Consider the following 16,760-nt stretch of genomic DNA (forward strand, 5'->3'; position numbering starts at 1 on the left):
GGTACGCACCTCATGCGCCAGACCACCCAGCCACGCCAGGTCATCACACGCGTAGAGCGCGATACCGTCCTCACGGCTCAACCGCTCACCGGCGCGGACCTTGGCCTCCAGCTCGCGCTTGAGGCCCGCATCCATCGACGCAGCCATCCGGTCGCCTCCCAGTCTCCGCCGTGTCACCAGGCGTCTTCGCTAGCCGTCCTCAGCCGTCTCCCAGCCGCTCCGGCGGCGGTGTCGTCAGCTGTGCCTCCGGCCGTTCCCATGCGCAGAACGAGCCTTGCCGAGCCTACTCCCCCGTCACGACGGCGGACGGGCCGCCCTTGGCGCGCCCGCCCGCCGCGTTCGCCCTTGCGGCCGGCGGCCTACTCGACCTCTTCGGGGAGCTCGCCGACGCGGTTCTCCCACTTGGTGGAGAGCACGACCGTGGTGCGCGTACGGGAGACGCCCCTGGTGCCGGAGAGCCGCCGGATGGTGCGCTCCAGGCCGTCCACATCGCCAACGCGCACCTTGAGCATGTACGAGTCGTCGCCGGCGATGAACCAGCAGTCCTCGATCTCGGCGAGGTCCCGCAGCCGGCGGGCGACGTCCTCGTGGTCGGCGGCGTCGGAGAGCGAGATGCCGACGAGTGCGGTGACGCCGAGGCCGAGCGAGGCGGCGTCGACCGTCGCGCGGTAGCCGGTGATCACCCCGGCCGCTTCGAGGCGGTTGATCCGGTCCGTGACGCTCGGCCCGGAGAGCCCCACGAGCCGGCCGAGCTCCGCGTACGAGGCCCGGCCGTTCTCACGAAGTGCCTGGATGAGCTGCCTATCCACCGCGTCCATGCCCTCAAGCCTTCCAATCTTTACGCATTTTCGAGTTTTGCATGTAGAATCTAAGGCATGCAGGGTCGAAACCCTGCGAATCTTTCGGCGATCAAAGACGATCTCACAGGAGCTGTCACCGTGTACTCGATCGAGTTGGCCTACGCCCGCATGCGCGAGCTGCAGGACCAGGCCAATCGTTCACGTGCCCACAAGTCCGCACAGCAGCCGTCCCGGCGCCGCTTCGGCCGCGCCGCAGCGAAGAAGCGCTGACCCACGGGCCGGCCGGCCCGACGGGCTGACCGGCCGCCGCGGGACACCGCAGCGCTAAGGAGCGTCCGGGGCCTCCTCCGCATCCTTGGAACCGCCCCCGAGCTCCCCCTCCCAGCGCCGGTACAGCCCGTGCGGCACCTCGGCCGCATCGAGCACCCGGCCGGCGACGAAGTCCACCAGGTCCTGGATGTGCGTCGCCCCCGCATAGAACGCCGGTGAGGCGGGCAGCACCACGGCGCCCGCCTCGTCCAGCGCCACCAGATGCTTCAGCGTCGGCCCGTTCAACGGCGCCTCGCGCACCGTCACCACCAGCCGCCGCCGCTCCTTGAGCGTCACGCTCGCGACCCGCTGCAGCAGGTCCTTCGACAGTCCGAGCGCCACCCCCGCCACACACGCCGTGCTCGCCGGGACGATCAGCATCCCCTTCACCGGGTACGAGCCCGACGACGGCCCGGCGGCCAGGTCCCCGGCCGGCCAGTACCGCACGTCCGCCAGGTCCGCCTCGGTCACCGGGAACGCCGTCGGCTTGCCGTCCGCCCCGCGCGCCAGCCACTCCCGCAGGTCGGCGCGCCAGTGGGCGTCCCGGAAGGCGATACCGGTCTCGTCCAGTAGCGTCAGCCGCGACGCCCGGCTGACGATCAGGTCCACCGCCTCCCCGGCGGCGAGCAGCCCGCGCACCACGGACGCCGCGTACGGCGTTCCGGACGCGCCGGAGATCCCCACGACCCACGGACGGCGCCGGCCGGGGTCCTGCTTGCTGGTGTCGTTGTGCGGCGGCTCCACGCATCGAGCCTATCCGGCGGAACCACGGACCCCGTCACGGCCGTTGTTACCTGTGCGCCCCCGCCGGGCCCCGCCCGGGGCCGCCGCGGCGGAGGACGGGAAGGACGGCCCCGGATGCCAGGACGGACCACACGACGAGCGGTGCCCGCGCTCTGCCTGATGCTGGGCTGGGTCGCGTTGCTCTGGCTGCTGGAGGGCGTCGACGTCCTCACCGGGGGCGCCCTGGACGCCTTCGGCATACAGCCGCGCGACCCCGACGAGCTGGTCGACGTGGTGCCCGCCGCCTTCCTGCACTTCGGCTTCGGCCATCTGGCGGCCAACACCCTGCCGTTGCTGGTGCTCGGCTTCCTCGCCGCGCTGCGCAGCGGCATCCGCCGCTTCCTCGCCGTCGTGCTGCTGATCATCCTCGCCAGCGGGCTGGGCATCTGGCTGACCGCCGCCCCGAACAGCAACACCGTGGGCGCCTCCGGCGTCGTCTTCGGCCTCTTCGGCTACCTCCTGGTGCGCGGCTTCATCGAACGCTCGCCGCTCGACATCGGCATCGGCCTGGCCGTCGGCGTGGTGTACGGCTCGATCCTGTGGGGCGCGCTGCCGACCACCGCCGGCATCAGCTGGCAGGGGCACCTCTTCGGGCTGATCGGCGGCGTGGCGGCGGCCTTCGTCCTGCGCGAGCGTGCCCGGGGCGTCACCGACAGCACCACTGTCAGACCCGTCCCGTAGCCTCGAAAGCGGCACGATGACCGGGGCGCCGCCGCAGGAACGGGCGGGCCCCGAGCGCATCGGCGCAAGGGCGCAACAGGCAGTTCACACGGGGGTGCACACCATGTCCGACCCGCACGGAGGCGCATACGGCGCCGTTCCCGGCGGCCCTCAGGGGCCCTACGGCACCCCGCCGCACGGCCCCCAACCGGCCTACGGCACCCCGCCGCCGCCGTACGGCACCCCTCAACCGCCCTACGAGGCCCCGCCGTCCTACGGCTCGCCCTCGCCGTACGGGTCGCCCGCGCCGTACGGGGCGCCGCAGGGGTGGTCCGGCGGCGCGCCGCCGTCCGGGCCCTCGACCGGTCCCGCCATGTGGGCGCACCTCGGCGCGCTGCTGACCGTCACGGTCGGGTCGGGGATGTGCTGTGGGCTCGGTGCCTTCCTCGGCTGGATCTTCCCGATGTCGGTGCGCTCCAACGACCGCCACCGCCACGACCCGTACGTCCGCCACCACGCCACCCAGGCGGTGAACTTCGGCATCACCCAGGCCATCGTGGCGGCCCTCGGCGTGGTGCTGTACTTCGGCAGCGCCGTCATCTTCGCCGCGGTCGGCACCGAGGCGCAGCGCAACAGCTCGGGGCTGGCGGTCCCGCTGGTGACCGTCCTGGTCATCATGGCCGCGTACGGGATATCCGGCATGGTCTGCGCGGTCATCGGCACGGTGAAGGCGAACCGCGGCGAGCTGTGGACCTACCCCCGTCTGATCGCCTGGCCCCTCAGCAAGGGCTGACCGTACGGCGGGAGCCGGCCCGTCGGCCGTCCCCCGCCCGCGGGCTCAGACCGACAGCCCGCGCACCAGCAGGTCCAGCAGTGCGCAGACGAAGAGCGCAATCCCGATGAAGCCGTTGACCTGGAAGAACGCCCGGTTGAGGCGGCTGAGGTCGTGCGGCTTGACGAGGGTGTGCTCGTAGAGGAAGGCGCCCGCGACGATCACCAGGCCCAGCCAGAGGAACGGGCCTGCGCCGATCGTCAGCGCGTACCAGACGAACAGCGCCGTGGTGACGAGGTGACAGCCGCGCGCCCCCCAGATCGCGGCCGGGATGCCGAAGCGGGCCGGGACCGACCGCACGCCGATCTCGCGGTCGGTGTCCACGTCCTGGCAGGCGTAGATCAGGTCGAAGCCGCCGATCCAGATGCCGACCGCGAGGCCGAGGATCACCGCCTCCCAGGACCAGGAGCCGGTGATGGCGATCCAGGCGCCGACCGGGCCCATGGCCTGGGCCAGACCCAGGATCGCCTGCGGGAAGTTGGTGAAGCGCTTGCCGTACGGATAGACCACCATCGGCACCACGGCGACCGGGGCGAGCACCAGGCAGAGCGGGTTCAGCAGCGCCGCGGCACCGAGGAAGACGGCCAGGGCGATCAGTGCGCCGGTCCAGGCGGAGCGCACCGACACCGCACCGGTGACCAGTTCGCGGTGTGCGGTGCGTGGATTGCGGGCGTCGATCTCCCGGTCGATGATCCGGTTTGCGGCCATCGCGAAGGTGCGCAGGCCCACCATGCAGACGGTGACGAGGAGCAGCCGGGCCCAGTCGATGTGCCGGTCCCGCTCGAACATCGCGGTCAGCGAGGCGATATAGGCGAAGGGCAGCGCGAACACCGAGTGCTCGATCATGACCAGTCGCAGGAAGGCCTTGGTCCGGCCCGGCTGGGGGATGGCTGCGGATGCACTGCTCACGAGAGGCCGTACTCCTTCCAGCGGCGGTCCACCAGGGCCGCCGTGCTCGGGTCGGACTCGACCATGTCCGGCCAGCCCCCGTCCCTGGTGTAGCCCTCCTCGGGCCACTTCTTGGTGGCGTCGATACCCGCCTTGCCGCCCCAGAACTGCTGGTAGGAGGCGTGGTCGAGGTGGTCGACGGGGCCTTCGACGACGGTCAGGTCACGGGCGTAGTCGGTGTTGCCCAGCGCCCGCCAGGAGACCTCGTGAAGGTCGTGGACGTCGCAGTCGGCGTCCACCACGACGATCAGCTTGGTCAGCGACATCATGTGCGCGCCCCAGATGGCGTGCATCACCTTCTGGGCGTGCTTGGGGTACTTCTTGTCGATCGAGACGATGGCGCAGTTGTGGAAGCCGCCGGACTCGGGCAGGTGGTAGTCCACGATGTCCGGGACGATGATCTTGAGGAGCGGCAGGAAGAACCGCTCCGTCGCCCGGCCCAGCGGCCCGTCCTCGGTCGGCGGCCGGCCGACCACGATCGACTGCAGCAGCGGCCGCTTCCGCATCGTCACACAGTCGATGGTCAGCGCCGGGAACGGCTCCTGCGGCGTGTAGAAGCCGGTGTGGTCGCCGAACGGGCCCTCCGGCAGCATCTCGCCGGGCTCCAGCCAGCCCTCGATGACGACCTCGGCGTGCGCCGGGACCTGGAGCGGGACGGTCTTGCAGTCGACCATCTCGATCCGCTTGCCCTGGAGGAAGCCGGCGAAGAGGTACTCGTCGATGTCGCCGGGCAGCGGGGCGGTGGAGGCGTAGGTGACGGCCGGGGGGCAGCCGAAGGCGATGGCGACGGGCAGCCGCTCCCCGCGCCGGGCCGCGACCTGGTAGTGGTTGCGGCTGTCCTTGTGGATCTGCCAGTGCATGCCGATGGTGCGCTTGTCGTGGCGCTGGAGGCGGTAGAGGCCCAGGTTGCGGACCCCGGTCTCGGGGTGCTTGGTGTGCGTCAGCCCCAGGTTGAAGAAGGAGCCGCCGTCCTTGGGCCAGGTGAAGAGCGCCGGCAGGGCGTCGAGGTCGACCTGGTCGCCGGTGAGCACGACCTCCTGGACGGGTGCGCTCTCGCCCTTGACCTTCTTCGGCGGGACGTGCGTCATCCCCGCGAGCTTGCCGAACGCCTCGCGGATCCCGACGAAGCCGTGCGGCAGCTCGGGCTTGAGCAGTCCGCCGATCTTGCCGCTGATCTCCTCGTAGGACTTCAGGCCGAGCGCCTTCAGCAGCCGGCGGTCGGTGCCGTAGACGTTCATGGCGAGCGGCATCGCCGCGCCCTTGACGTTCTCGAACAGCAGGGCCGGTCCGCCGGACTTCTGCACCCGGTCCACGATCTCGCCGACTTCCAGGTGTGGGTCGACCTCGGCCTTGATGCGCTTGAGGTCGCCCTCCCGCTCAAGTGCGCGCAGGAACGAGCGGAGATCGTCATAAGCCATGCGTTCCAGTATCGGGCACGCACTACCCTGGACGGGTCACCGGGCCCCGCAGCGGGCCCGCCGTCGTGTGCAGGGGGCCCGCTCCGCCATGCTCAGGTATCTGCCGCTCCTTCTGGTGCTGGCACTGTGGATCTACGCGTTCATCGACTGCCTCAACACCCCGGAATCACAGGTGCGCGGCCTGCCCAAGGTGGCGTGGGTGCTGATCATCCTGCTCTTCGGCGAGGTGCTGGTCGGCCCGGTCGCCTGGCTGGTGGCGGGCAAGCAGCGGCGGCCCGCGGGCGGCGGCGGCAGCACGCCCTCACCGTGGCACCGCAACCACCGCACGGCGTGGGTGGCGCCGGACGACAACCCCGAGTTCCTCCGCTCCCTCAAGGACGAGAGCGCCGCGAAGGACAAGGACGCCGCCCTGCTGAAGGACTGGGAGGCCGACCTCCGCCGCCGCGAGGAGGAACTGCGCCGCAGGTCCCAGGAGCCCGAGGGCCCGGAGGACACCCCGCCGCCGGCCAAGGGCTAGCCCGCTCCGCGCCGGGTCCGTCGCGCGGCCCGACGCCCCCGCCCCGACGCCCCGATGTTCCGACGCCCCGATGTCCCAATGTCTCCGGAACGGTGGCACGAGGACATCGGGGACCGGTGAGCCAACGGCGCGGATAACCGGTGGCCCGGGCAGCGGCCGTGCGCCAGGATGGCGCGTCATGAGCACCGCCCCGACCAGCGCCGAACCCGTCCGACGCATCCGCGCCTCCTTCACCGAACGGACCGTCACCGTCTATCAGGCGTACGCCCCGTCCCTGGGCGTGCCCGCGGCGCGCGACGGCCGTTTCCCGTCGGCCTGGAAGCGGGAGCGGATGACCTGGATCAAGCCGTCGTTCCTGTGGATGATGTACCGCTGCGGATGGGGCGCCAAGGCCGATCAGGAGACGGTGCTGGCGGTCGAGATCGACCGGGCGGGCTTCGACTGGGCGCTGCGGCACGCCTGTCTGTCGCACTACGCGCCGGACGAGCACGCCGACCGGGAGGCCTGGAAGCGCCAGTTGAAGGGCGCGCCGGCACGGGTGCAGTGGGACCCGGAGCGGGATCTGCGGCTGCGGCCGCTGCCGTACCGTTCGCTGCAGCTGGGGCTGGCGGGCGAGGCGTCGCGGCGGTACGCGGACGAGTGGACGGTGGCGATCCGGGACGTCACCCCGCTCGCGCACGAGGTGCGGGCGCGGATGCGGGCGGGCGATGAGGCGGGGGCGGCCGCGCTGCTGCCCGAGGAGCTTCCCTACCCTGCACCCGAGGGAACTCCGGGCCTCGGCCGCGTGTCCTGACGCGGCTTCCCGGACGCGTATTTCCGGCCATCCAAGGGTCCGCGGGGCACTGCGTCGAGTGGCGTACGGGACGTAGCGTGCCCCAGCCAACTGGCGGCCGTTCACAGCCATTTGATGCACCGTTCAGCTACCTCCCCCTGCCCGGGAAACTCGCCCGCCGCCACAGTCATGTCGGCCCACTGAGGGCTCACGCGACTCAGGGAGAGTGGCACATATGCCCGACATGACCCGACGCAGACTCCTCGGCTCGGCGGCCGGCGCGGTCGGTGGCGCCGCCGCGCTGTCGCTGCTGCCGCCCAGTGTCCAAAAGGCCGTCGCCGCCGGACCCGCACGGCACGGTTCACTGCACGACGTCGAGCACGTCGTCATGCTCATGCAGGAGAACCGCTCGTTCGACCACTACTTCGGCACTCTGCGCGGGGTCCGCGGCTTCGCCGATCCGGACGCGCTGACGCTGCCGGACGGCCGGTCGGTCTTCCACCAGCCGGACGCGGCGAATCCGGACGGCTATCTGCTGCCGTTCCGCCTCAACACCCACACCTCCAGCGCCCAGGCCATCCCCTCCACCAGCCACGCCTGGTCGGTGCAGCACGAGGCGTGGAACGGCGGCAAGATGGACCGCTGGCTGCCGGCACACCGGAAGGCGGACGGGGTCAACGGGCCGTATGTGATGGGCTATCACACCCGGGAGGACATCCCGTTCCAGTTCGCGCTCGCGGAGGCGTTCACGCTCTGCGACAACTACTTCTGTTCGGTCTTCGGCCCGACCTGGCCCAACCGGCTCTACTGGATGACCGGGACCATCGACCCGGGCGGCACCCGGGGCGGACCGGTGCTGAACAACACCGCGCCCAAGCCGTACCGCTGGACGACGTACGCGGAGCGGCTGCAGGCGGCCGGCATCAGCTGGAAGGTGTACCAGGAGGAGGACGACTACGGCTGCAACCTGCTGGAGCAGTTCCAGACCTTCCGGGACTCCCAGCCGGGCGATCCGCTCTACGAGCGGGGGATGCGGTCGCAGCCGGCCGGCACCTTCGAGGACGACGCGCGCAACGACCGGCTGCCGGCCGTGTCCTGGCTGATCCCGACCAGCCACCAGTCGGAGCACCCCGACTACCTGCCGGCGGCCGGTGCGGACTACGTCGCGCAGAAGCTGGAGGCCATCGCGTCGAACCCGAAGGTGTGGGCGAAGACGGTCTTCATCCTCAACTACGACGAGAACGACGGGCTCTTCGACCATGTGCCGCCGCCGGTGCCACCGCCGGGCACCAAGGACGAGTTCGTGCAGGGGCTGCCGATCGGCGGCGGGTTCCGGGTGCCGTGCCTGATCGTCTCGCCGTGGACGGTGGGCGGCTGGGCGGCCGGTGACGCCTTCGACCACACCTCGGTGCTGCAGTTCCTGGAGCGCTGGACGGGGGTGGCCGAGCCCAACATCAGCGACTGGCGGCGGGCCGCGTTCGGCGACCTGACCTCGGCGTTCGGCTTCCGGCACGCGGCTCGTCGGCCGCCGCGGCTGCCGGACAACACCGCGCAGCAGCTCGCGGAGGCGCAGTGGGAGGTGGCGCACCTGCCGAAGCCCACGCTGCCGGGTGCGGACCAGCATCCGCCGCGCCAGGAGCCGGGGCGCCGCCGGCGCCGCTGAGGACGGAGCGGCCGGAGAGGCCGGTCGGCGGGGCCGTACGGACCGCGGGAACGGCGGTGCCGTACGGCCCCCGCGTGGTGTGGGGGCCGTACGGCACCGGTGGTGTTCCCGTGACGGGAGGGGCTCAGACTCCGGCGTAGGAGTGCAGGCCGGTCACGAAGATGTTCACGCCGTAGTAGTTGAACAGGTAGCAGGCGAAGGCGATCAGGCCGAGCCAGGCGGCTTTGCGGCCCTTCCAGCCGGCGGTGGCGCGGGCGTGCAGGTAGCAGGCGTAGGCGACCCAGGTGATGAAGCTCCAGACCTCCTTGGGGTCCCAGCCCCAGTAGCGGCCCCAGGCGGCCTCGGCCCAGATGGCGCCCGCGATGATGGTGAACGTCCACAGCGGGAAGACGGTGGCGTTGATGCGGTAGGCGAACTTGTCCAGGGAGGCCGCGGACGGCAGGCGCTCCAGCACCGAGGTGGCGAAGGCGCCGGGCTGCTTGCCGGCCGGGTCGGCCAGCTTGGCCTCGTGCCGGTCGCGGAAGAGGAACAGCAGCGTGGCGACCGCGCCCATGTAGAGCGACGCGCCGGAGATGATGGCGCAGGAGACGTGGATCCACAGCCAGTACGAGTGCAGCGCGGGCACCAGCTGGTCGCTGGCGGTGTAGAGGACCGAAACGGCCAGCCCGAGGTCGAGCAGGACCGTGGTGACCAGCGGCAGGCCGATCCATCGGACGTTCTTCTTCAGGGTGAGCAGCAGCAGGTAGATGCCGACCGCGACCGCGGCGAAGGTGGTGGAGAACTCGTACATGTTGCCCCAGGGGGCACGCTGTACGGACAGCGCACGGGTGACCACGCCACCGACGTGCAGCGCCCAGGCCAGCACGGTCAGCGAGATGGCGATCCGCCCGTAGAGGTCGCCCTTCTCGGTGCCGCCGGCGGCACCGGGGCCGTCCGGGACGTCGCGCTGGCCGGCCACGGACCTGGTGATCACCTTGGGGCGTTCCAGTACGGCGGTGCCGCCGCCCTGGGCCTCGGCGCGGGCCCCGGCGGCCGACGCGGCCGGGGCGTCGGCGGTGAGCGCCGCGGCGGTGCGGCCGACCTTGCTGCGGCTGCCGAACACCCACTCGGCCATGTGGGCGACGAACGCGAGCGTATAGACGGCCATCGCCGAATAGACCAGCAGGTTGCTGTTGTTCGCCAGTGTCTCGTTGGCTGCGGCAGCGAGGTTCACGCGCGCGCTCCTTCGGAGGGTTCAGCAGGACCGTCAGAGTCGGTGGGCTCCGCGGGGTCTTCGGTGGGCGGGCTGAGCGGGGCGTCGGGCTCCAGAGCGGCGGCGAGGGCGGCGAGCTCCTCGGGGAGCCGGGGGGACTCGCTGCGGCCGAGTCCGGCCAGCTCGACCACGGTGTGGGTGGTGCCGTTCTCCTCGACCTGCTCGGCCCGGATCCACACCCGGCGGCGCTGGATGAACAGCGAGCCGGCCAGCCCCAGCAGGGCGCCGACCGCGCCGGTCAGGGCGAGGCCGTTGCCCGGCTGGTGGCTGATCTTGAAGCTGGCCCAGGTCTTGACGCCGTTGAAGGTGATGCTGCCGTCGCCGCCGGGGAGCTTCATGGTCTCGCCGGGCCGCATCATCTGGGCGACCGCCCGGCCGTCCACCTTGTACTGCTTGAGGCCCTTCATCTGCAGCTGGTAGACGTTCTGCGGGATGCCGGAGTCGACGCCCAGGTCGCCGTGGTAGGCGGTCAGCACCAGCCGGGGGTTATCCAGCGCCGGGAACTGCGAGAACATCGAGCCGGAGCCCTTGCCGCCGAAGGTCGGCACGAAGAAGCCCTGGAAGCCGAGCTGGTTGCGCTTGCCGTCCTTGGTGCGGGCGCCGGGCACCTTGACCACGCCGGTCGAGGTGAAGTTCTTGGGATCCTGCGGGAGGAACGGCACCGCGCCCTTGTAGACGACCTTGTCGCGGCCGTCCTTGACGGTGACCTGCGGCGAGTAGCCGTGGGAGAGCAGGTAGACCCGGTTGCCGGCGATGTCGAGCGGGGTGTTCACCTTGATCGACGTCTTGTGCTGGGCGCCGTCGGCACCGGAGTAGTAGGTGACGTCGGCGCGGAAGATCCGCGGGGTGCCCTTCTGGGGGCCGGACCGCTCGTAGGTGGCGACGAACTTGTCCAGGGTGAAGCCGAAGGGCTCCATGGTGTCGGTGTCGTAGAAGGAACCGGACTTGAAGTCGTCGTACTGGGTGAGGCTGTTGGCGAAGCCGTCGCCCTCGGTGATCAGCTTGCCGCCCTCGGACTTCCACAGGCTGCCGACCGCGAAGGCGACCAGCATCACGATCAGCGCGACGTGGAAGACGAGGTTGCCGACCTCGCGCAGGTAGCCCTTCTCGGCGGCGACCGCGGTGCCGGCGCGGTGCGCGCGGAAGCGGCGCTTCTTCAGCATCCGCTCGGCCGCGGCGAGGACCTCGTCGGGCGCCGCGGTGGTGCGCCAGGTGGTGTAGGCGGGCAGCCGGGTCAGTCGGCGGGGGGCGGCCGGCGGGCGGCCGCGGAGCTGTCCGACGAACTGCCAGCTGCGCGGCAGGATGCAGCCGATCAGCGAGATGAACAGCAGCAGGTAGATCGCCGAGAACCACACCGAGCTGTAGACGTGGAACATCCCCAGCGCGTCGTAGACCTTCGAGAGGCTGGCGTGGTCGGACTTGAACTGGTCGACCTTGACCGGGTCGATGCTGGTCTGCGGGATCAGCGAGCCGGGGATGGCGCCGATGGACAGCAGGAAGAGCAGCAGCAGCGCCACCCGCATCGAGGTGAGCTGCCGCCAGAACCAGCGGGCCCAGCCGAGCGGGCCGAGCGAGGGGAGGGAGACGTCCTCCTGGGGCGCGGTGGAGAGCTGGGATCCGGCGGCTCCCAGGTCCCCCGGGTCGGCGGCGGGCGGGCCGGCCTCCGGGTCGCGGGGGGTGTCGGTCTTGGTGGACATCAATCAGATCCCAACGGTGAAGCTTTGCGTCCAGCTCTGCAGCTCGGACATCAGGCTGCCCCAGACACCGGTGACGAGCAGGAGGCCGAGCGCGACCATCATGCCGCCACCGGCCCGCATCACCCACACGTAGTGGCGCTTGACCCAGCCGAACGCCCCGAGGATCCGGCGGAAGGCGAGGGCCACGGCGACGAACGGCAGGCCGAGGCCCAGGCAGTAGACGGTCATCAGCAGGGCGCCGCGGGCGGCGCTGGCCTCGTAGAAGGAGAGGGTCTGCACGGCGGTGAGGGTGGGGCCGAGGCACGGGGTCCAGCCGACGCCGAAGACCACGCCCAGCAGCGGGGCACCGGCCAGCCCCATGGCGGGCTTCTTGTGGAAGCGGAACTCGCGCTGGCCGAAGCGGCTGAGGACACCGGCGAAGGCCAGCCCGAGCAGGATCATCAGGGCGCCCAGCACCCGCGAGATGACGTCCTTGTACTCCTGGACGGTCTGCCCGAACCACCCGAAGAGGGCCCCGCCGGAGACGAAGACGGCGGTGAAGCCGAGCACGAAGAGCGCCGCACCGGCCAGCATCCGGCCGCGGCGGGCCTCGGCGAGGTCGGTGCCGGCGACGCCCGTGACGTACGACATGTAGCCGGGTACGAGCGGCAGCACGCAGGGCGAGAAGAAGGAGACGAGCCCGCCGAGCAGCGCCAGGGGGACGGCGGCGAGCAGGGCTCCGGACATGATCGTCTGGTTGTCCGCGGCGGCGGCGAGCTGGATCACGGGATCACTTCTCGGCGATCAGCGGCTTGACCATGGCCCGCAGCTCGTCCTCGGTGAGCGGGCCGATCGAGCGGGCGGCGATCCTGCCCTGCCGGTCGACGGCGATCGTGGAGGGGATGGACTGCGGGTTGAGGCTGCCCTTGGGGAACCGCAGCATCAGCTTGCCGGTGGGGTCGAACAGGCTCGGGTAGGGCACCTTGTGCTCTTCCTCGAAGCTGGTGGCCTGCGACTTCTCGGAGTCGCGGGTGTTGATCCCGATGAACTGGACGCCCTTGCCCTGGGTCTCCCGGGCGACCTTGGTGAAGTTGTCCGCCTCGGCGATGCAGGGCCCGCACCACGATCCCCAGACGTTGAGGATGACGACCTTGCCCTTGTAGTCGCCGACGTCCAGCTTCTTGCCGGTGGTGGTCTCGCCGGACAGCTCGGGGGCCGGCTGGCGGTCGGCCTCCTTGACGGTGGCGATGCCGTCCTTCCCCGGGACGAAGCGGGTCTGGGCCGAGCCGCCGGAGGCGCCGTCACCGCAGGCGCTCAGCGTCAGCGAGGCCGCCGCGGCTCCCGCGGCGAACAGGGCGAGGCGGCGGGGCGTGCGGCGACTGCGGGCACGGTCAGCACTCATGTGAAAAGTTTCGCATGGGCCTTTTCCGGATCTTCCGCACCCCCCTGGCGTGGCTCGGCCTTCCCCGAAGGGGCACGTCAGGCCGCTGAGAGGTACGCCTTCCAGCCCTCGGCGGGGCGGCGGCCGACCGGGATCCGCTGGAGTCTGCTCAGCACCTCGGGGTCCTGGGCGTCCATCCAGTCGGTGAACTGCCGGAAGGACACCAGATGGACATCCTGGTTCTGCTCATTGGCAATGTGCTTGAGGGCTTCCTCGACCGCGTCCATATAGATGCCGCCGTTCCACTGCTCGAAGTGGTTGCCGATGAAGAACGGCGCGCGGTTGGTCTCGTAGGCCCGGCGGAATCCGGAGATATAGGCGTCGGTGGCCTGCTGCCGCCATCCGGGGTAGTTGACCGGCGGGGCCTTGGTGGAGTTCTTGGACTGATTGGCGAGGATGTTGTAGTCCATCGAGAGCACCTCGAAAGAGTGCCCGGGGAACGGAATCTGCTGGAGCGGGTAGTCCCAGAGGCCCATCTTCTTCTTCGGCCACATCTGCAGACCGCCGGGCGAGCTGGCGTCATAGCGCCAGCCGAGTTCCTTAGCGGTGGGCAGCAGGTTCCGCTGACCGAGGAGGCATGGCGTACGGCCACCGACCAATTCCTGTCGGTAGTCGAAGGGCAGCGGTTCGAGTCCGTTGAAGCCGGTGTTGGTGCGCCATTTCGTGACGAAGTCCATCGCCTGTTCGATCTCGGAGCGCCACTGCTCGGGGCTCCAGTACTTGACGGCGCCGGAGCCGGAGCAGAAGTGGCCGTTGAAGTGGGTGCCGACCTCATGGCCGTCCAGCCAGGCCTCCCGGACGTACTTCAGCGTCTCCTTGATGTGGTCGTCGCTGAGGTAACCGATGTCGGAGGCGCCACGCCGGTTGTTCGGCGGCTCGTAGAGGTGCCTCTGGCCTTCCGGCAACAGGTAGAGACCGGAGAGGAAGAACGTCATGGACGCGCCGTGGTCCTTGGCGAGCTTGAGAAAGCGGGGGAAGAGGCCGTTGCCGACCTCTCCCGCGCCGTCCCAGGAGAAGACCACGAACTGCGGAGGGGTCTGTCCGGGCTCCATCCGCTGGGGGGCTTTCGGCTGATGAGGCTGCGCGCCGTAATTCGCCGTCGAACCGTCACCGATGAGCTTGGGGCGGGCCTGGACCGAGTTCTTCACCTTTTGCTTGTCGGCTATCGCATCCGAGCTCGACGAGGAGCAGCCGGCGACGCCCAGCGCCGCGGCTGCCCCAACCCCCATGCCCAGCAGGTTTCGCCGACTGATCGCGCGCATACCCTCGTCCCCATCCGTGCTCGCCCGAACTCAATATCCATATAAACGGACAACTGAGTAGAGGGCATGTTGAACGAGGGGGTTCCGAGTTAATCGCTCGAATATGTCATTTTGCTCGCTTTTGACGTACCGCCAGGTGAGGCAGTGTCAGGCCCCGAAAGCCTTGGCCTTTCCCTTGACGGGTTTGGCGCCCGCCAGGAGGTGGGAGGGAACCAGGTCGCGCGCCGGCTCGCTGTACCCCACCGAAACGATCTTGTCGCCGTGGAACGTGAACGACGTCAGCGAGGCCAGCGTGCACTGCCGCTTGCGCGGGTCGTGCCACAGCCGCCGCCGCTCCGCGAAGCTGCGCACGATCCAGATCGGCAGCTGGTGACTGACCGCCACCGCCTCGTGCCCACGCGCCGCGTCCCGCGCCGCACCGAGCGCCGCCATCATCCGGACGACCTGCTCGATGTACGGCTCGCCCCACGAGGGCCGGAACGGGTTGGTCAGGTACCGCCAGTTACCCGGCTTCTTCAGCGCCCCGTCGCCGACCCCGAAGGTCTTCCCCTCGAAGGCGTTGGCGGCCTCGATCAGCCGCTCGTCGGTGGCCAGCTCCAGACCGTGCGCCCCGGCGACCGGCGTCGCGGTCTCCTGCGCACGCTCCAGCGGCGAGGCGACGACATGGGTGATGTCGCGTTCCGCGAGGTGCTCGGCGACCCGGTCGGCCATCTTCCGCCCGAGGTCCGAGAGGTGGTAGCCGGGCCGACGGCCGTAGAGGACGCCCTCGGGGTTGTGCACCTCGCCGTGCCGCATCAGGTGGACGACGGTGATCTCTTCGTTGCTCATGGCGCCCCTCACTCCGTCGCTTCGGCGGCGGCCCGGGCGGCGGCCGGCAGCGCGGCCGCGATCCGCTCGACGGCCTGGGTGTCGTGCGCGGTCGAGACGAACCACGACTCGAAGGCGGACGGCGGGAGGTAGACGCCCTGCGCCAGCATCGAGTGGAAGAAGGCGGTGAAGCGGAAGGACTCCTGCGCCCGGGCCTGGTCGTAGTTGGTGACGTCCGCACCGGTGAAGAAGACCGAGAACATGTTGCCCGCGGCCTGCAGCCGGTGCGCCACGCCCTCCTTCGTCAGCGCCGCGGTGACCAGCTCCCGCAGTTCGGCGGAGACCGCGTCGACCTTCTCGTACGCGGCGTCGTCCAGCAGCCGCAGCTGCGTGACACCGGCCGCGGTGGCGATCGGGTTCCCGGAGAGGGTGCCCGCCTGGTAGACGGGGCCGGCCGGGGCGAGGTGCGCCATGACGTCCGCCCGGCCGCCGAAGGCCGCGGCGGGGAAGCCGCCGCCCATCACCTTTCCAAAGGTCATCAGATCCGGGCGAACGCCATCAATTCCGTACCAACCGGACTTGCTGACGCGGAAGCCGGTCATCACCTCGTCGGAGAGGAACAGCGCGCCGTTGTCGGCACACAGGTCCTTCAGCCCCTGGTTGAAGCCGGGCAGCGGCGGCACCACGCCCATGTTGCCGGGCGACGCCTCGGTGATCACGCAGGCGATCTCGCCCGGGTGCGCGGCGAACGCGGCCCGCACCGCCGCCAGGTCGTTGTACGGCAGGACGAGGGTGTCGCCGGCCTGCGCGCCGGTCACCCCCGGCGTGTCGGGCAGCCCGAAGGTCGCCACGCCCGAACCGGCCGCGGCCAGCAGCGCGTCCACATGCCCGTGGTAACAGCCGGCGAACTTGACCACCTTGGGGCGGCCGGTGAAACCGCGCGCCAGACGGATCGCCGACATCGTCGCCTCGGTGCCGCTGGAGACCAGCCGCACCTGCTCCACCGGCTCGACCCGGGCCACGATCTCCTCGGCCAGCTCGACCTCGCCGGCGCCGGGCGTACCGAAGGACGTGCCGCGGGCGACCGCCTCCTGGACCGCGGCGATCACCTCGGGGTGGGAGTGGCCGAGGATCATCGGGCCCCATGAGCACACGAGGTCGACATACTCGCGGCCGTCGGCGTCCGTGAGGTACGGACCGGTACCAGACACCATGAACCGGGGCGTACCACCCACGGCCCGGAACGCCCGCACCGGGGAATTGACGCCGCCCGGCGTCACCGCGGACGCACGCTCGAACAGCGACTGCGAAACAGGGGCTTCATACGGAAAAGACACTGTGATCCTGACCTGCATAAACGGGGAGGGCGGCGACGCTGGGACACGGCCCGGCTGACAACGGTGCGGGAATCCGCGCTTGGACCTCCCTAGGGGTCGCGCGGTTCCCGGTCGATCCTTTTTTGATTCCTCTCGCTTTCGGCCGGGCGTCAGCCCCCAGTCGTCTGCGAAACTGGGGCGACGTACGAGTAAGTCACGCAAGCAATGGTCTCAGAGGCGCACGGGGGCGTGTGGCCGGGCGTTTCACGCGCCGGTGACGGGGGAGGTCTCTGAGACGATGATC

At 70.4% G+C, this 16,760-nt stretch carries 17 protein-coding genes and 1 pseudogene; 6 read left to right on the forward strand and 12 right to left on the reverse strand.

Annotation, left to right across the window (positions count from 1 at the left end; genetic code table 11):
- Nucleotides 1–135 (reverse strand): annotated as a pseudogene (locus tag AB0G84_RS32815) (aminofutalosine synthase MqnE); the annotation flags it as partial.
- A 224-nt stretch (nucleotides 136–359) separates the two neighbouring features.
- Nucleotides 360–818 carry an Lrp/AsnC family transcriptional regulator gene (locus AB0G84_RS32820; protein WP_361329115.1) on the reverse strand — a complete coding sequence of 153 codons (459 nt, stop codon included), beginning with the start codon at nucleotides 816–818 and terminating at the stop codon, nucleotides 360–362.
- 120 nt (nucleotides 819–938) lie between these two features.
- Here AB0G84_RS32820 and AB0G84_RS32825 point away from each other — a divergent pair, with 120 nt between their 5' ends.
- Nucleotides 939–1,070, forward strand: coding sequence for a hypothetical protein (locus tag AB0G84_RS32825; protein ID WP_361329118.1), 132 nt, complete (start codon nucleotides 939–941; stop codon nucleotides 1,068–1,070).
- A 54-nt stretch (nucleotides 1,071–1,124) separates the two neighbouring features.
- Here the strand turns inward: AB0G84_RS32825 and AB0G84_RS32830 are convergent, their stop codons facing one another.
- Nucleotides 1,125–1,853: a UbiX family flavin prenyltransferase gene (locus AB0G84_RS32830; protein ID WP_361329121.1), complete on the reverse strand. Its 729-nt coding sequence runs from the start codon at nucleotides 1,851–1,853 to the stop codon at nucleotides 1,125–1,127.
- A gap of 114 nt (nucleotides 1,854–1,967) precedes the next feature.
- On the opposite strand from AB0G84_RS32830, the gene AB0G84_RS32835 reads away from it, so the two are divergent.
- Entirely contained in the window at nucleotides 1,968–2,573 is a 606-nt protein-coding gene (locus AB0G84_RS32835; RefSeq protein WP_361329124.1) for a rhomboid family intramembrane serine protease, read from the forward strand.
- 103 nt (nucleotides 2,574–2,676) lie between these two features.
- Nucleotides 2,677–3,345 (forward strand): DUF4870 domain-containing protein, encoded by a 669-nt coding sequence (locus AB0G84_RS32840; protein ID WP_361329127.1) that lies wholly within the window; start codon nucleotides 2,677–2,679, stop codon nucleotides 3,343–3,345.
- Between the two features lie 45 nt (nucleotides 3,346–3,390).
- On the opposite strand, the gene mqnP is transcribed toward AB0G84_RS32840, so the two are convergent.
- Both mqnP and AB0G84_RS32850 read right to left on the reverse strand, forming a co-directional pair.
- Nucleotides 3,391–4,293, reverse strand: coding sequence for a menaquinone biosynthesis prenyltransferase MqnP (gene mqnP, locus AB0G84_RS32845; RefSeq protein WP_361329130.1), 903 nt, complete (start codon nucleotides 4,291–4,293; stop codon nucleotides 3,391–3,393).
- On the reverse strand, nucleotides 4,290–5,750 hold the full coding sequence (locus AB0G84_RS32850) for a menaquinone biosynthesis decarboxylase (protein ID WP_361329133.1): 1,461 nt from the start codon (nucleotides 5,748–5,750) through the stop codon (nucleotides 4,290–4,292). The genes mqnP and AB0G84_RS32850 overlap by 4 nt, the downstream gene beginning before the upstream one ends.
- Nucleotides 5,751–5,838: 88 nt before the next feature.
- Here AB0G84_RS32850 and AB0G84_RS32855 point away from each other — a divergent pair, with 88 nt between their 5' ends.
- From AB0G84_RS32855 to AB0G84_RS32865, 3 genes are all read left to right on the forward strand, one after another.
- Nucleotides 5,839–6,267 carry a PLD nuclease N-terminal domain-containing protein gene (locus tag AB0G84_RS32855; protein ID WP_361329136.1) on the forward strand — a complete coding sequence of 143 codons (429 nt, stop codon included), beginning with the start codon at nucleotides 5,839–5,841 and terminating at the stop codon, nucleotides 6,265–6,267.
- A gap of 178 nt (nucleotides 6,268–6,445) precedes the next feature.
- The gene (locus AB0G84_RS32860; RefSeq protein WP_361329139.1) at nucleotides 6,446–7,060 is read left to right on the forward strand and encodes a DUF4291 domain-containing protein; all 615 of its coding nucleotides are present in this window, start codon (nucleotides 6,446–6,448) and stop codon (nucleotides 7,058–7,060) included.
- Nucleotides 7,061–7,274: 214 nt separating this feature from the next.
- Complete coding sequence (locus tag AB0G84_RS32865; RefSeq protein WP_361329142.1) at nucleotides 7,275–8,702, forward strand: alkaline phosphatase family protein; 1,428 nt, start codon at nucleotides 7,275–7,277, stop codon at nucleotides 8,700–8,702.
- A gap of 124 nt (nucleotides 8,703–8,826) precedes the next feature.
- Here AB0G84_RS32865 and ccsB read toward each other — a convergent pair whose 3' ends face one another.
- The 7 genes from ccsB to hemL form a co-directional block, all read right to left on the reverse strand.
- On the reverse strand, nucleotides 8,827–9,915 hold the full coding sequence (ccsB, locus tag AB0G84_RS32870; RefSeq protein ID WP_361329145.1) for a c-type cytochrome biogenesis protein CcsB: 1,089 nt from the start codon (nucleotides 9,913–9,915) through the stop codon (nucleotides 8,827–8,829).
- Nucleotides 9,912–11,651 (reverse strand): cytochrome c biogenesis protein ResB, encoded by a 1,740-nt coding sequence (locus tag AB0G84_RS32875; protein ID WP_361329148.1) that lies wholly within the window; start codon nucleotides 11,649–11,651, stop codon nucleotides 9,912–9,914. Before AB0G84_RS32875 ends, ccsB begins: the two co-directional genes overlap by 4 nt.
- A 3-nt stretch (nucleotides 11,652–11,654) precedes the next feature.
- A complete protein-coding gene (locus AB0G84_RS32880) occupies nucleotides 11,655–12,413 on the reverse strand; it encodes a cytochrome c biogenesis protein CcdA (RefSeq protein ID WP_361329283.1) in 759 nt (252 codons plus the stop codon).
- A gap of 7 nt (nucleotides 12,414–12,420) precedes the next feature.
- A complete protein-coding gene (locus AB0G84_RS32885; RefSeq protein ID WP_361329151.1) occupies nucleotides 12,421–13,032 on the reverse strand; it encodes a TlpA disulfide reductase family protein in 612 nt (203 codons plus the stop codon).
- A gap of 77 nt (nucleotides 13,033–13,109) precedes the next feature.
- Nucleotides 13,110–14,333, reverse strand: a complete 1,224-nt coding sequence (locus tag AB0G84_RS32890) for a hypothetical protein (RefSeq protein WP_361329154.1) — start codon at nucleotides 14,331–14,333, stop codon at nucleotides 13,110–13,112.
- A 147-nt stretch (nucleotides 14,334–14,480) separates the two neighbouring features.
- Entirely contained in the window at nucleotides 14,481–15,161 is a 681-nt protein-coding gene (locus AB0G84_RS32895; RefSeq protein WP_361329157.1) for a histidine phosphatase family protein, read from the reverse strand.
- An 8-nt stretch (nucleotides 15,162–15,169) separates the two neighbouring features.
- Nucleotides 15,170–16,495 carry a glutamate-1-semialdehyde 2,1-aminomutase gene (hemL, locus tag AB0G84_RS32900; protein WP_361329159.1) on the reverse strand — a complete coding sequence of 442 codons (1,326 nt, stop codon included), beginning with the start codon at nucleotides 16,493–16,495 and terminating at the stop codon, nucleotides 15,170–15,172.
- Nucleotides 16,496–16,760: the final 265 nt, after the last annotated feature.

It is taken from the genome of Streptomyces sp. NPDC020742, from assembly GCF_040641675.1.
Lineage (GTDB): Bacteria > Actinomycetota > Actinomycetes > Streptomycetales > Streptomycetaceae > Streptomyces.

Excerpts from the sequence above, each read along its gene's own strand:
- AB0G84_RS32850 (WP_361329133.1), bottom strand. The coding sequence starts at position 5,750 with ATGGCTTATGACGATCTCCGCTCGTTCCTGCGCGCACTTGAGCGGGAG.
- AB0G84_RS32890 (WP_361329154.1), bottom strand. The coding sequence starts at position 14,333 with ATGCGCGCGATCAGTCGGCGAAACCTGCTGGGCATGGGGGTTGGGGCA.
- AB0G84_RS32895 (WP_361329157.1), bottom strand. The coding sequence starts at position 15,161 with ATGAGCAACGAAGAGATCACCGTCGTCCACCTGATGCGGCACGGCGAG.
- AB0G84_RS32885 (WP_361329151.1), bottom strand. The coding sequence starts at position 13,032 with ATGAGTGCTGACCGTGCCCGCAGTCGCCGCACGCCCCGCCGCCTCGCC.
- AB0G84_RS32865 (WP_361329142.1), top strand. The coding sequence starts at position 7,275 with ATGCCCGACATGACCCGACGCAGACTCCTCGGCTCGGCGGCCGGCGCG.
- AB0G84_RS32875 (WP_361329148.1), bottom strand. The coding sequence starts at position 11,651 with ATGTCCACCAAGACCGACACCCCCCGCGACCCGGAGGCCGGCCCGCCC.
- hemL (WP_361329159.1), bottom strand. The coding sequence starts at position 16,495 with ATGCAGGTCAGGATCACAGTGTCTTTTCCGTATGAAGCCCCTGTTTCG.
- AB0G84_RS32860 (WP_361329139.1), top strand. The coding sequence starts at position 6,446 with ATGAGCACCGCCCCGACCAGCGCCGAACCCGTCCGACGCATCCGCGCC.
- AB0G84_RS32820 (WP_361329115.1), bottom strand. The coding sequence starts at position 818 with ATGGACGCGGTGGATAGGCAGCTCATCCAGGCACTTCGTGAGAACGGC.
- AB0G84_RS32835 (WP_361329124.1), top strand. The coding sequence starts at position 1,968 with ATGCCAGGACGGACCACACGACGAGCGGTGCCCGCGCTCTGCCTGATG.
- AB0G84_RS32855 (WP_361329136.1), top strand. The coding sequence starts at position 5,839 with ATGCTCAGGTATCTGCCGCTCCTTCTGGTGCTGGCACTGTGGATCTAC.
- AB0G84_RS32840 (WP_361329127.1), top strand. The coding sequence starts at position 2,677 with ATGTCCGACCCGCACGGAGGCGCATACGGCGCCGTTCCCGGCGGCCCT.